Raw genomic sequence first — 13,693 nt, 5'->3', positions numbered from 1 at the left:
CCGAGGAGTTGACGCGCCATGTCGCGGGAACACACCCCCGTGGGCGCGGACGGTCTCGAAGCGCTGTACCCGTTCCTCTACGCGGGTGCCGGTCATGTCGACGCCGTCCTCGATCAGGTCGAAAAGTCCACTGTGGACAAGGTGCACGAGATCGTCGCATTGCGCGCCCAGGTGCTGGCGGCCGATCGCGAGCGCCTGTTCGCCTGTGTGCAGGACGTCGCGCGCGCGTTCGCCGGCGGTGGCCGGCTGCTCGCGTTCGGCAACGGTGGCAGCTCGACCGACGCGCAGGACCTCGCCAGCCTGTTCCTGAGCCCGGCGGGTGCGGCGAAACCGTTGCCCGCCTTCGGGTTGACGAACGACATCGCGGTGGTGACCGCCCTCTCCAACGACATCGGGTTCGACGTCGTGTTCGCCCGGCAGCTGGCCGCGTTCGGCCGGGCCGGCGACATCGCGGTGGGCCTGTCCACCAGCGGGAACTCCGCGAACCTGTTGCGCGCTTTCGACGAGGCCGCCCGGCGCGGCATGGTGACGGTCGGCATCGCCGGCTACGACGGCGGGAAGATGGCCGAGCTGGACAGCATCGACCACCTCTTCGTCGTCCCGTCGCCGTCCGTGCACCGCATCCAGGAAGCCCAGACGACCCTTTACCACGCGCTGTGGGAACTGACCCTCGGCGCGCTCGACGACTTCGGGGTTGATCAGCCGTGACGCATGCCCAGCAAGAAGAGAAGCCCATCCACATCCTCTGGATCAACGCCGGCCTGTCGTGCGACGGCGACTCCGTCGCGCTGACCGCCGCGACGCAACCGAGCATCGAGGAAATCGTCCTCGGCGCGTTGCCCGGCCTGCCGAAGATCGCGGTCCACTGGCCGTTGATCGACTTCGAATGCGGCCCCGAGACGGGGGCCGACACGTTCATCGAGTGGTTCCACAAGGCCGACCGCGGTGAGCTGGACCCGTTCGTTCTGGTCGTCGAGGGGTCGATCCCGAACGAAGCGATCAAGGAAGAGGGCTACTGGTGCGGCTTCGGGAACAACCCCGAGACCGGCCAGCCGATGACGACCAGCGAGTGGCTGGACCGGCTGACGCCCAAGGCGCTGGCGGTGCTGGCCGTCGGCACCTGCGCCACCTACGGCGGCATCCACGCGATGGAGGGCAATCCGACCGGCGCCATGGGCGTGCCCGACTACCTGGGCTGGGACTGGAAGTCCGGCGCGGGCATCCCGATCGTCTGCGTGCCCGGCTGCCCGACCCACCCGGACAACCTGTCGGAGACGATCGTCTACCTGCTGTACCAGGCCGCCGGCCAGGCGCCGATGATCCCGCTCGACGACCACCTGCGGCCGCAGTGGCTCTTCGGCGCGACCGTGCACGAGGGTTGCGACCGCGGCGGCTACTACGAGCAGGGCGAGTTCGCCGACGAGTACGGCTCCCCGAAGTGCCTGGTCAAGCTGGGCTGCTGGGGCCCGGTCGTGAAGTGCAACGTGCCCAAGCGCGGCTGGATCAACGGCGTCGGCGGCTGCCCGAACGTCGGCGGCATCTGCATCGGCTGCACCATGCCCGGCTTCCCGGACAAGTTCATGCCGTTCATGGACGAGCCCCCAGGCGCGCACGTGTCGTCGCTGGCCAGCGGCGCGTACGGCTCGGTGATCCGGCGGCTGCGGAAGATCACCGAACGCAAGATCGACAACGAGCCCAAGTGGCGGCACAAGGGAAAGAAGCTCGACACCGGCTACAAGTCTTCTTGGCGCTGAAAGGGATCGGCAGATGACGGACAAGGGCATCAGCACCAAGGGCCGGACCGACCTCGTCGAGATGGCGTGGGACCCGATCACCCGGATCGTCGGCAGCCTCGGGATCTACACGAAGATCGACTGGGCGGCCAAGCGCGTCGTCGAGTGCCACAGCACGTCGTCGGTCTTCCGCGGCTACAGCATCTTCATGAAGGGCAAGGACCCGCGCGACGCGCACTTCATCACCAGCCGGATCTGCGGGATCTGCGGCGACAACCACGCGACGTGCTCGGTCTACGCGCAGAACATGGCCTACGGCGTCCGCCCGCCGCACCTTGGCGAGTGGATCCTCAACCTCGGCGAGGCCGCCGAGTACATGTTCGACCACAACATCTTCCAGGAGAACCTGGTCGGGGTCGACTACTGCGAGAAGATGGTCGCCGAGACGAATCCCGGCGTCCTGGAGCAGGCCAACCGCACCGAAGCGCCGCACGCGCGTGACCACGGCTTCAAGACCATCGGCGACATCATGCGCTCGCTGAACCCGCTGGAGGGCGAGTTCTACCGCGAGGCGTTGCAGGTCTCCCGGAGCACGCGCGAGATGTTCTGCCTGATGGAGGGCAGACACGTCCACCCGTCGACGTTGTACCCGGGCGGCGTCGGCACGGTCGCCACCGTGCAGCTGTTCACCGACTACCTGACCCGGCTGATGCGCTACGTCGAGTTCATGAAGCGCTGCCTGCCGATGCACGACGACCTGTTCGACTTCTTCTACGAAGCCATCCCCGGCTACGAAGAGGTCGGCCGGCGCCGCGTCCTGCTCGGCTGCTGGGGCAGCCTGAACAACCCGGAGTACTGCGACTTCAGCTACGAGAACATGGAGTCCTGGGGCCGGAAGATGTACGTGACGCCCGGGATCGTCGTCGACGGCAAGCTCGTCACCACCAGCCTGCTCGACATCAACCTCGGCATCCGGATCCTGCTCGGCAGCTCGTTCTACGAGGACTGGGCCGACCAGCCGATGTTCGTCACGCAGGACCCGCTCGGCAACCCCGTCGACCAGCGCCACCCGTGGAACCAGCACACCATCCCGCGTCCGGCCAAGCGCGACTTCGACAGCAAGTACTCGTGGACGATGTCGCCGCGCTGGTTCGACGGCAAGGACCACCTGGCCCTCGACACCGGCGGCGGCCCGATCGCGCGCCTGTGGGTGACAGCGCTCGCCGGGCTCGTCGACACGCCGTACGTCAAGTCGACCGGGCACAGCGTGACGATCGACCTGCCGCGCACGGCGACCAAGCCCGCGGTCAGCTTCGAGTGGAAGATCCCGCAGTGGAGCAACGCGCTCGAGCGCAACCGCGCCCGGACGTACTTCCAGGCGTACTCGGCCGCGATGGCGCTGCACTTCGCCGAGCAGGCCCTCGGTGAGGTCCGCAAGGGCAACACCAAGACGTGGGAGCCGTTCAAGGTCCCGGACGAGGGTGTGAGCTGCGGCTTCACCGAGGCGGTGCGCGGTGTGCTGTCGCACCACATGGTGATCAAGGGCGGCAAGATCGCGAACTACCACCCGTACCCGCCGACGCCGTGGAACGGCAGCGTCCGCGACAGCTTCGGCACGCCGGGACCGTACGAGGACGCCGTGCAGAACACGCCGATCTTCGAGGAGAACACGCAGGAGAACTTCAAGGGCATCGACATCATGCGCGCGGTCCGCAGCTTCGACCCGTGCCTGCCATGCGGCGTGCACATGTACACCGGCAAGGGCAAGGTCGTCGAGCGGCTGCACACCCCGCACGCGTTCGGCGGGGAGATCGCCTGATGACCGACGTCGGCCAGGTCGGGGAGCGGATCGAGCGGCTGCTGGGCGAGTTCTCCGGCCCGGACGCCGAAGTCGCCGAGGACCTCGTCCACACGCTGCTCGAGTTCTACGGCGCGGGGCTGGAACGGATCGTGGAGATCGTCGACCGTCCCCTGCTGGACCGGCTCGCCGAGGACGAGCACGTCCGGGGCCTGCTCGTCCTGCACGACCTGCACCCGAAGACCACGCACGAGCGGGTCGCCGAGGCGCTCGACAAGGTCCGGCCCTACCTCGGCTCGCACGCCGGCGACGTCGAGCTGGTCGGGATCGACGCCGACGGCGTGCTCAGCCTGCAGCTGCAGGGCACGTGCGACGGCTGCCCGTCGTCGACCGTCACCGCGAAGTACGCCATCGAGAAGGTGGTGCGGGAGGCGGCGCCGGAGATCTCCGACGTCCACGTCGCCGGCGTCGTGCCCGAGCAGACCGGCCCTGGCGGACGTCCGCTGCTGCCGCTGGAAGCGCTCGAGTGCCCGGTCCCCGCGGAGCCGGTGTGACGGGCGGACTGCGCAGGTTCCGCAACCCCGTCCAGCGGACGGCGCCCGGCGAGCGGTGCGAGCTGTGCGCCGAGCCGATCGGCGCGGAGCACGGGCACGTCATCGACCTGGAGTCCCGGGCGATCATGTGCTCTTGCCGGGGCTGCTACCTGCTCTTCACCCACCGCGGCGCGGGCGGGAAGCGGCACCGCGCGGTGCCGCAGCGGTTCCGGCACGCGCCGCGGTTCTCCCCCGGCGCCGCGTTGTGGGAGACGGCGGGGATCCCGGTGAAGACGGCGTTCCTGTTCCGCAACTCGGTGCAGGACCGGACGGTCGCGTTCTACCCGAGCCCGGCGGGGGCGACCGAGTCGCTCCTGCCGCTCGGCACCTGGGACGAGCTGCTGGCCGACACCCCGGCGTTCGCCGACGTCGCCGAGGACGTCGAAGCGTTGCTGCTGAACCAGCTCGACCTGGGTTTCGAGTGTTTCCTGGTGCCGATCGACGTCTGCTACGAGCTGGTCGGCATCGTGCGGACGACGTGGCGCGGCTTCGACGGCGGCACCGAGGCGCACGAGGCCATCGACGGTTTCTTCGCGAGTCTGCGGGAACGCAGTGAGGTCGTGGCGGATGGCTGAGCTGACCTTCGACTGCGTCGACGTCCAGCCGCTGAAGTACGCGGCGTCGCCGACACTGGCGTTCAAGCTGCGGATCAGCGAGCTGTCCGGGCAGCCGATCCACGCGATGGTGCTGCGCGTCCAGATCCGCATCGAGCCGCAGCGGCGCCGTTACGCCGACGACGAGTCCGAGCTGCTCACCCACCTCTTCGGCGACCGCTCCCGGTGGGGCGAGACGCTGAAGCCGTTCCAGTTCACGACGGTGTCGGTGGCGGTGCCCGGCTTCACCGGCGCCACCGAGATCGACGCCGAGGTCCCGTGCACCTACGACCTGGAAGTGGCGGCCGGCAAGTACTTCCACGCGCTGACCGAGGGTGTCGTGCCGATGGTGCTGCTGTTCAGCGGCACGGTGTTCGGCAAGGGCGGGGCCGGGTTCTGGGTGGAGCAGGTGCCGTGGCACGCCCAGGCCGAGTACCGGATGCCGGTGAAGGTGTGGGACGAGCTGGTCGAGCGCTACTTCCCGAACGTCGCGTGGATCAAGCTGCCCAAGGAGACGGTGGACGCGCTGCTCAAGTACAAGGCGCGGCACGCCATCCCGACCTGGGAAGCGGCGATGGAACGACTGCTGGCCGGTGAGCCGTGAACGTCCTCGAACAGGCCCGCGCGGTCGGCGACGCCGTCCTCTACGAAGGCTACCTGCTCTACCCGTACCGCGCGTCGGCCGGGAAGAACAAGGTGCGCTGGCAGTGGGGCGTGCTGATGCCGCCGTCGTACGCCTCGGCCGACATCGGCGAGCACGCGTCGGCGCGCGTCGAGTGCCTGCTGGAGCCGCTCGCGCACACGATCCTGCACGTCAAGCTGCGGTTCCTGCAGGCGCGGACGCGGGTCGACCCCGACAGCGCGTGGGACGAGGCCGTCGAGCAGGAGATCGACTTCGAGCTGCCGCTTTCGGAGCTCCCGGCCGAGACGGCGTTCCAGGTGCCCGGCGACGTGCCGGGCTCGAACGAGCTGTCCGGAACCCTCACCGCCCGGGCCGACCCGCTCGACGGGCCGTTCGGCGGCACCCGGCTGCACGTCGAGCTGCGCAACACGACGTCGTGGCCCTCCGACGGCGTCCGCGAGCACGCTCTCCGGCACGCGCTGCTCGCCGCCCACCTCGTGCTCGGCGTCGACACCGGGCACTTCCTGTCGATGCTGGACCCGCCGGAGTGGGCGAAACCCGCCGTCGAAGCCTGCCGACAGGAACGGCTGTGGCCGGTGCTGATCGGCGACACGTCGCGCAGCACGGTGGTGCTGGCGTCGCCGATCATCCTCTACGACGACCCGGCGATCGCGCCGGAAAGCCCGGGTGACCTGTTCGACGGCACCGAGATCGACGAGATCCTCACGCTGCGCACGATGACGCTGACCGACGAGGAGAAACGCCAGGCCCGGGCCACCGACCCGCGCGCGGCGGCGATCGTCGACCGGGTCGACGCGATGCCGCCGGAGCTGCTCGAACGGCTGCACGGCGCGGTCCGGTCCGTGCGGCCGGCCACCAGGGAGCCCGAGCCCGAGACGGTGACCGTCGCGGGCGTCGACGTCACCGCCGGGTCGAAGGTGCGGCTGCGGCCGAACCTGCGCGGGACCGACGCCCAGGACATGTTCCTCGCCGGGCTGACCGCCACGGTCCGGAACGTGCTGTCCGATGTGGACGGTGTGCGGTACGTCGCCGTCACCCTCGACGACGACCCGGCCGCCGACCTGCAGACCACGCACGGCCGGTTCCGGTACTTCTCCCCCGACGAGATCGAGCCATTGGAGGTCGCGGAATGAGGCCACGAGTGCTGGTGGCGGGCATCGGCAACATCTTCCTGAGCGACGATGGTTTCGGCGTCGAGGTGATCAAGGAACTGGAAGGCACCGAACTGCCGGAGTGGGTGCAGATCGCCGACTACGGCATCGCGGGCATGCACCTGGCCTACGACCTGCTGGGCGGCTACGACACGACCATCCTGCTCGACGCCACCCCGCACGGGAAGCCACCCGGCACGCTCTCGCTCATCGAAGCCGACGTCGACGACCTGGCGGCGTCGGCCTCGATAGACGCGCACGGCATGCAGCCCGAAGCGGTGTTCCGGCTCTTGCGGCTGCTCGGCGGCGACGCCGGGCGGGTGCTGATCGTCGGCTGCGAACCCGCGTGCCTCGAAGAGGGCATCGGGCTGTCGCCCGAAGTAACAGGGGCTATTCCGGCCGCGGTCCGCGCCGTCACCGAACTCGCCTGGGGCACCAGCCCGGCTCTGCCTGCCAAAACGCCGCCCGCCAAGGAGACCACGGAGGTCTGACGCATGAAACGTCTGTTGTTGCTGCTCGTGCTGATCGGCGGGGCGACCGTCGTCGTCAAGCTGGTCGAGCCCGACGTCCGGCGGTACCTCGAGATGAGCCGGATGTAAGGCCGTGTGCCTCGGGATTCCGGGCGAAATCATCGAGATCAGCGAGGATCGACCGGACCTCGCGAAAGTCTCGGTCAGCGGCGTCAAGCGGCTCATCAACATCGGCCTGCTCGACGACGACCCGCCGAAGCCGGGCGACTGGATCCTCATCCACGTCGGCTTCGCACTGTCCAAAATAGACGAAGCGGAGGCCGCGGCCGCGCTGGACTTCCTCGAAAGCATCGGCAAGGCGTACGAGGACGAAATGGCCGCGTTGCTGGAATCGCAGATCGAATAGGAGACGTCATGCGTTTCGTCGACGAGTTCCGCGACGCGGAGAAGGCGCGGGCGCTGTCCGCGAAGATCACGTCGCTGTGCGAGCCGGGCCGCCAGTACAAGTTCATGGAGGTCTGCGGCGGGCACACGCACACCATCTACAAGCACGGCCTGGAGGACTACCTGCCCGAGAGCGTCACGCTGGTGCACGGGCCCGGCTGTCCGGTGTGCGTGATCCCGATGGGGCGCGTCGACGACGCCATCCACATCGCGCGGCAGCCCGGCGTGCTCATGACGTCGTTCGGCGACATGATGCGCGTGCCCGGGTCCGGCGGGAACTTCTTCGACTCGAACGCCGAGGGCACCAACATCCGGATGGTGTACTCGCCGCTGGACTCGCTGAAGATCGCCCGGCAGAACCCGGACCTGCGGGTCGTGTTCATGGCCATCGGCTTCGAGACGACCACGCCGTCCACCGCGATGACGCTGCTGCGCGCGGCCGCCGAGGGCATCGGGAACTTCTCGGTCTTCGCCAACCACGTCACGATCATCCCGGCGATCAAGGCCATCCTCGACTCCCCCGACCTGCGGCTCGACGGCTTCATCGGCCCGGGCCACGTCTCGACGGTGATCGGCTGCCGGCCGTACGAGTTCATCGCGCGCGACTACGGCAAGCCCGTGGTCGTCGCCGGCTTCGAGCCGCTGGACATCCTGCAGTCGATCTACATGCTGATGGTGCAGCTGTCCGAGAAGCGGTCGGAAGTCGAGAACCAGTACTCGCGGGTCGTGCCGTGGAACGGGAACATGGTCGCGCTGAAGGCGATCAACGAGGTCATGGAGCTGCGGCCGTACTTCGAGTGGCGCGGCCTCGGGTTCATCTCGCACTCGGCGATGGCCGTCCGCGAGAAGTACGCGTCCTTCGACGCCGAGCGGATCTTCGAGATCCCCGGCCTGCGCGTCGCCGACCCGAAGGCGTGCCAGTGCGGCGAGGTGCTCAAGGGCGTGCTGAAACCGTGGGAGTGCAAGGTGTTCGGCACCGCGTGCACGCCGGAGACGCCGATCGGGACGTGCATGGTCTCGCCGGAAGGCGCCTGCGCGGCGTACTACAACTTCGGGCGGTTCAGCCGCACGCGCGTGCGGGAGGCGAGCCGGCATGAGCACGTCTGAGCGGCGCTCGACGATCCCGGTGCCGATGACGACGTCCGACCGCGAGCAGCAGGTGCTCGACCGGATCGACCGCGCCCGCCGCCGGCGCGCGAAGGTCCGTGAGGAGCGCATCACGCTGTCGCACGGCGCGGGCGGCAAGGCGACGCAGACGCTGATCGAGGCCGTCTTCCTCGACGCGTTCCGCAACCCGCTGCTGGAGCCCCTGGAAGACGCGGCGACGCTGGCCATCGGCGACGCCCGCCTCGCCCTGACGACGGATTCGTACGTCGTCTCGCCGCTGTTCTTCCCCGGCGGCAACATCGGTGACCTGGCGATCAACGGCACGGTGAACGACCTGGCCGTCTCCGGCGCGCGGCCGCTGTACCTGACCGCGGGGTTCATCCTCGAAGAGGGTTTCCCGGTCGAGGACCTGCTGAAGATCGTCGAGTCGATGAAGGCGGCGGCGCTCACGGCCGACGTCCAGATCGTCACCGGTGACACGAAGGTCGTCCAGCGCGGGAAGGCCGACGGCGTTTACATCAACACAGCGGGGGTCGGCGTGCTCACGCGCACCGGCCTCGGGGTGGCCACCGTGAGGCCCGGAGACGCCGTCCTCGTCTCCGGGCCGATCGGCGACCACGGCGTCACGATCATGCTGGCCCGCGGCGAGCTCGACATCGACGCCGACCTGGAGTCCGACACCGCGCCGGTGCACGACCTGGTCGCCGGCCTGTTGGCCGCGGTCCCGGGCGTGCGCGCGATGCGGGACGCGACCCGGGGCGGCGTCGCGACGATCCTCAACGAGATCGCCAAGGCGGCGGATGTCGCGGTGGTCGTCGACGAGAAGGCCGTCCCGGTCCGCACCGAGGTGCGCGGCGCGTCCGAGCTGCTCGGCATCGACCCGCTGTACGTCGCGTGCGAAGGCCGGATCGTGGTCGTCGTCGACGGCGCCCAGGCGTCGGACGCGCTGGCCGCGTTGCGCGCCCACCCGCTGGGCGCGGACGCGGCGATCATCGGGCGCGTCGCCGACGACCCGCCGGGCCTGGTGCTGCTGAACACCGCGTTCGGCGGCACCCGGATCGTGGACCTGCTGGTCGGCGACCCATTGCCGAGGATCTGCTGAATGCACGAAATGTCGATCACGCAGTCGGTCGTCGACGCGATCGTCGCCAAGCTGGGCGACACGACGGTGACCGGCGTGCGGCTGGAGATCGGGCGGCTGTCCGGCGTGGTGCCGGACAGCGTCCGCTTCTGCTTCGACGTCCTGTGCAGCGGGACGTCGCTCGACGGCGCCCGGCTGGAGATCGACGAGCCGTCCGGGCGGGCGCGGTGCCGCGACTGCGGCGCCGAGTTCACCCTGGACGACTTCATCCTGCTCTGCCCGTGCACCAGCGCGAACGTCGAAGTGCTGGCCGGGCGCGAACTGCGCATCACATCGGTAGAGGTGGTCTGAAATGTGCGACACCTGCGGCTGTTCCGACACCACTGACGTCCGGCTCACCGACCAGAGCCACACCGTGGTGCTGGAGCAGGACATCCTGGCGAAGAACGACGACCTCGCGGCCCACAACCGCACGCACCTGCAGGCGTCGGACGTCTTCGCGATCAACCTGATGAGTTCGCCGGGCGCCGGGAAGACGACGCTGCTGGAGCGCACCATCTCTTTCCTGGACACGCCGTGCGCGGTGGTCGAAGGCGATCAGGAGACGCTGCTCGACGCCGAGCGCATCAAGGCCACGGGCGCGCCGGTCGTCCAGATCAACACCGGCGCCGGCTGCCACCTGGACGCGTCGATGCTGCACCGGGCGCTGCACTCGCTGTCGCCCGCGCGGGGGTCGATGCTGTTCATCGAGAACGTCGGCAACCTGGTCTGCCCGGCGTTGTTCGACCTCGGCGAGGCGGCGCGCGTGGTGATCCTCTCGGTGACCGAGGGGCCGGGCAAGCCGCTGAAGTACCCGCACATGTTCGCCGCGACGGACCTGGTGTTGCTGAACAAGGTCGACCTGCTGCCGTACGTCGACTTCGACGTCGACGAGTTCACGCGCGATACGCGGCGGGTGAACCCGACGGCGTCGATTCTCCAGGTCAGCGCCACCCGCGGCGACGGCCTCACCGAGTGGTACGACTGGCTACGGCGACCTGGCCGAGGCTGATCCCGCCGTCGTTGGCCGGCACCTGCCGGTGGGTCAGCACGCGGAAGCCCAGCTGTTCCAGCTGTTCCACGGTCCGATCGAGCAGCAAGACGTTCTGGAACACCCCACCGGACAGCGCGACGGTGGTGCTGTGCTCGCGGAACCGGTCGCAGGTCCGGGCGATGACGTCGGCGACGCCGTTGTGGAACCGCGCGGCCCTCACCGCCTTGGTGCCGGGATCGTCCAGCAGAGCGGCGATGAGGTCTTCACCGTGAACGACGTCGTCGATGCGCGCCCGGTAGGCGGACGTTTCGGCCGGATCGGCCAGCTGTTCCAGCTCGATGGCGGCCTGGCCCTCGTAGTTGACGGTGTCCCGGACGCCGAGCAACGCGGCGGCCGCGTCGAAAAGGCGTCCCGCGCTGGACGTCAGCGGTGAGTTGAGGCCGCTGCGGATGAGCTTCACGACGTCTTCTCGCGCCGGCCGTCCGAGCGTGTCCACATAGGACGCGGCCATCCGCCAGGGCTGCCGGATGGCTTGCGCCCCACCGGGCATCGCCACTTGCTGCAGGTGCGTCAGCCGCTGGTAGGTCGTCAGATCGGCGAGGAGGAACTCCCCGCCCCAGATGGTGCCGTCGGGCCCGTACCCGGTGCCGTCGAAGGCGACGCCGAGCACGGGCCCGTCTTCGCCGTTGTCGGCCAGGCAGGAAGCGATGTGGGCGTGGTGGTGCTGGACGCCCAGCAGCTCGACGTCCTGTTCGAGGGCGTATTTCGTGGACAGGTATTCGGGGTGCAGGTCGTGCGCGACGAGCACCGGATCGACGGCGAAGAGCCGTTCGAAGTGCGTGATGCCTTCGGTGAAGGACTTGAGCGTCTCGTAGTTCTCGAGGTCGCCGATGTGGTGCGAGAGAAAAGCGTGCCGTCCCTTGGCGAGGCAGAAGGTGTTCTTGAGTTCGGCGCCACAGCCGAGGAGGTGCTGCTTCGCGGGCCGTTTCAGGGTGACCGGCTCGGGCGCATAACCGCGTGAACGCCGTTGCAGCTGCTCCCGGTTGCGCACGATCCGCACCACGGAGTCGTCGGTCCGGATGTGAATGGGGCGATCGTGGGTGAGCACAGCGTCGGCGATGGAGTCCAGCCGCTTGAGTTCTTCATCGCGGTAGACGATGGGCTCATCGGAGACGTTGGCGCTGGTCAGCACGATCGGCCCGGTCTCTTGGAGCAGGAGATGGTGCAGCGGGGTATAGGGCAGCATGACCCCGATCCGCCGATTCCCCGGCGCGACAGCCTGTGCCAGCTCCCCCCACTTGGGCAGCAGGACAATAGGCCTTTGCCGACCAGTCAACGCCGTTTCCGCGGCCTCGCTCACCTCGGCGAGTTCCCTGGCCTGCCCCAAATCGGCGACCATCACGGCAAAGGGCTTGTCCTCCCGATGTTTCCTCGCACGCAGCTTCCGAGCCGCCTCTTCATGCCGAGCGCCGACAGCGAGGTGATAACCCCCAAGCCCCTTCACAGCCAGAACGGCACCTTGCGCCAGTGCCGCGGCAGCTTTCTGGATCGCGTCACCGCCCCCGGGCTCGAACCGCAAAATGGGCCCACAAACCGGACAACAGACGGGCTGGGCGTGAAACCGCCGGTCGCCGGGGTCTTCGTACTCCCGCTTGCACTCGGCGCACATCTCGAACCCGGCCATGGTCGTGAACGGCCGGTCGTAGGGAACCCCGGTGACAATGGTGAACCGGGGTCCGCAGTTGGTGCAGTTGATGAACGGGTACCGGTAGCGCCGATCAGCCGGATCCCCCACCTCACGCAGGCAGTCTTCGCAGGTGGCAGAGTCGGCGGAGATCAGCGTGTCGGCAACACCCCCACCCGGGCTCTCGACGATGACGAACCCGACGTCACCCTTCGTCGCGATTTCCCGGACCTGCACCTCGTCGACAACAGCAAGTGGCGGCGCTTCGACCTTGAGCGCCGCCAGAAAAGCCTCGACGGCCTCCCCTTCGACCTCGGCGAAAACCCCGCAAACGTCGTTTCCGACAAAGCCGGAAAGCTCGAGCCGCGAGGCGAGCTGGTGCACGAAGGGCCGAAACCCCACCCCCTGCACAACCCCGAACACCCGGACGGCCACCCGCACGCGCTCAGTCTGCGCCTGCACCGGACCATTCGGCCAGCGCCGGGAGGTCCGGCTGCTGCCGCAGGGCGTCGAGCACCACGTTCACCGCCGCTCGCAGCGGCGACCCGCGGCGCACCGCCGCCACGATCGTGCGGTTCACCGGCGTTGTCAGCTCCCGCGTCGCCACCCGATAGCGCCGGTCCACCGCCAGGCCCGGGAGCAGGGCGATCGAGAGCCCGGCCTCGACGTGCTGCAGCGTCATCAGGTAGTTGGCGAAGCGGCACACCACCCGCGGCTCGAAACCGGACTCGCGGCACAGGCGCAGCGTCAGGTTCGCCATGTACGACTGCGGGACGTCCAGCGCCCACGGCTCGTCCGCGAACGCCGCCAAGGAGACGGGCGGGCCTCCCGAGGCCGTCACCAGCACGATCGGGTCGGTGGCCAGCGGGACGATGTCCAGGTCCGGGCCCAGGGGCAGCTCGACGAAGTCCGTCGTCGTGATGATCACGTCCGCGTCGCCGCCGCGCAGGGCGGGGATGCTCTCGTGCGGTTCCAGCTCCAGGAGCTCGACGTCCAGGTGCGGGTACGTCGCCGCGAGCCGAGTCACCGCCGGGACCGCCATCGTGTGGATCGCGCTCTGGAACGCGCCCAGCCGCACCAGGCCGACCGGCTCGTCGCCGAGGCCGCGCAGCTCCGCCTCGACCGTGTCCATGTGGTCGAGGATCGCCCGCGCGCGCCGCGCCAGCATCAGGCCCGCGGGCGTCAGCCGGACCCGGCGGCCGGTGCGTTCCAGCAGCTGGGTGCGGGTTTCCGCTTCGAGCACGGCCAGCTGCTGCGACACGCTCGACGCGCTGAGGTTCGCGTCCTGCGCGACCGCGCGGACCGTGCCCAGGGTGTCGAGCCGGCTCAGCAGCCGCAGGCGCCACGGGTTCAACATCAGCCC

Annotated in this window: 16 protein-coding genes; 14 read left to right on the top strand and 2 right to left on the bottom strand. The window is 69.1% G+C overall.

Going from position 1 to position 13,693, the window contains the following annotated elements:
• Positions 1-18 precede the first annotated feature (18 nt).
• Genes OG439_RS40025 through hypB form a run of 14 tightly spaced genes read left to right on the top strand, consistent with a single transcriptional unit; the run spans position 19 to position 10,664 of the window.
• Positions 19-708: a D-sedoheptulose-7-phosphate isomerase gene (locus OG439_RS40025; RefSeq protein WP_326945686.1), complete on the top strand. Its 690-nt coding sequence runs from the start codon at positions 19-21 to the stop codon at positions 706-708.
• Positions 705-1,754 (top strand): hydrogenase expression protein HypE, encoded by a 1,050-nt coding sequence (locus OG439_RS40020; RefSeq protein ID WP_326945685.1) that lies wholly within the window; start codon positions 705-707, stop codon positions 1,752-1,754. The genes OG439_RS40025 and OG439_RS40020 overlap by 4 nt, the downstream gene beginning before the upstream one ends.
• A gap of 13 nt (positions 1,755-1,767) precedes the next feature.
• Positions 1,768-3,552 carry a nickel-dependent hydrogenase large subunit gene (locus tag OG439_RS40015; protein WP_326945684.1) on the top strand — a complete coding sequence of 595 codons (1,785 nt, stop codon included), beginning with the start codon at positions 1,768-1,770 and terminating at the stop codon, positions 3,550-3,552.
• Positions 3,552-4,085: a NifU family protein gene (locus tag OG439_RS40010; protein ID WP_326945683.1), complete on the top strand. Its 534-nt coding sequence runs from the start codon at positions 3,552-3,554 to the stop codon at positions 4,083-4,085. Before OG439_RS40015 ends, OG439_RS40010 begins: the two co-directional genes overlap by 1 nt.
• A complete protein-coding gene (locus OG439_RS40005; protein WP_326945682.1) occupies positions 4,082-4,699 on the top strand; it encodes a DUF5947 family protein in 618 nt (205 codons plus the stop codon). Before OG439_RS40010 ends, OG439_RS40005 begins: the two co-directional genes overlap by 4 nt.
• On the top strand, positions 4,692-5,321 hold the full coding sequence (locus OG439_RS40000; RefSeq protein WP_326945681.1) for a DUF6084 family protein: 630 nt from the start codon (positions 4,692-4,694) through the stop codon (positions 5,319-5,321). The genes OG439_RS40005 and OG439_RS40000 overlap by 8 nt, the downstream gene beginning before the upstream one ends.
• The gene (locus tag OG439_RS39995; protein ID WP_326945680.1) at positions 5,318-6,493 is read left to right on the top strand and encodes a hypothetical protein; all 1,176 of its coding nucleotides are present in this window, start codon (positions 5,318-5,320) and stop codon (positions 6,491-6,493) included. Before OG439_RS40000 ends, OG439_RS39995 begins: the two co-directional genes overlap by 4 nt.
• Complete coding sequence (locus OG439_RS39990) at positions 6,490-7,002, top strand: hydrogenase maturation protease (RefSeq protein WP_326945679.1); 513 nt, start codon at positions 6,490-6,492, stop codon at positions 7,000-7,002. The genes OG439_RS39995 and OG439_RS39990 overlap by 4 nt, the downstream gene beginning before the upstream one ends.
• 3 nt (positions 7,003-7,005) lie before the next feature.
• Positions 7,006-7,110, top strand: coding sequence for a DUF6893 family small protein (locus OG439_RS50480; protein ID WP_442792247.1), 105 nt, complete (start codon positions 7,006-7,008; stop codon positions 7,108-7,110).
• Positions 7,111-7,114: 4 nt separating this feature from the next.
• The gene (locus tag OG439_RS39985) at positions 7,115-7,387 is read left to right on the top strand and encodes a HypC/HybG/HupF family hydrogenase formation chaperone (protein WP_323329030.1); all 273 of its coding nucleotides are present in this window, start codon (positions 7,115-7,117) and stop codon (positions 7,385-7,387) included.
• Between the two features lie 8 nt (positions 7,388-7,395).
• Entirely contained in the window at positions 7,396-8,532 is a 1,137-nt protein-coding gene (hypD, locus tag OG439_RS39980) for a hydrogenase formation protein HypD (RefSeq protein WP_326945678.1), read from the top strand.
• A gap of 25 nt (positions 8,533-8,557) precedes the next feature.
• Complete coding sequence (gene hypE, locus OG439_RS39975; protein ID WP_326951736.1) at positions 8,558-9,634, top strand: hydrogenase expression/formation protein HypE; 1,077 nt, start codon at positions 8,558-8,560, stop codon at positions 9,632-9,634.
• Complete coding sequence (locus tag OG439_RS39970) at positions 9,635-9,964, top strand: hydrogenase maturation nickel metallochaperone HypA/HybF (RefSeq protein WP_326945677.1); 330 nt, start codon at positions 9,635-9,637, stop codon at positions 9,962-9,964.
• Position 9,965: 1 nt separating this feature from the next.
• Positions 9,966-10,664, top strand: coding sequence for a hydrogenase nickel incorporation protein HypB (gene hypB / locus OG439_RS39965; RefSeq protein WP_326945676.1), 699 nt, complete (start codon positions 9,966-9,968; stop codon positions 10,662-10,664).
• Here hypB and hypF read toward each other — a convergent pair.
• Entirely contained in the window at positions 10,621-12,771 is a 2,151-nt protein-coding gene (hypF, locus tag OG439_RS39960) for a carbamoyltransferase HypF (RefSeq protein WP_326945675.1), read from the bottom strand. The two genes, hypB and hypF, sit on opposite strands and share 44 nt — an antisense overlap.
• Positions 12,772-12,775: 4 nt before the next feature.
• On the bottom strand, positions 12,776-13,687 hold the full coding sequence (locus tag OG439_RS39955) for a LysR family transcriptional regulator (protein ID WP_326945674.1): 912 nt from the start codon (positions 13,685-13,687) through the stop codon (positions 12,776-12,778).
• Positions 13,688-13,693: the final 6 nt, after the last annotated feature.

It is taken from the genome of Amycolatopsis sp. NBC_01307 (assembly GCF_035975215.1).
GTDB lineage: Bacteria > Actinomycetota > Actinomycetes > Mycobacteriales > Pseudonocardiaceae > Amycolatopsis.
Note: the sequence above shows the minus strand (reverse complement) of the source record. Positions and strands in the feature narration are given on the sequence as shown.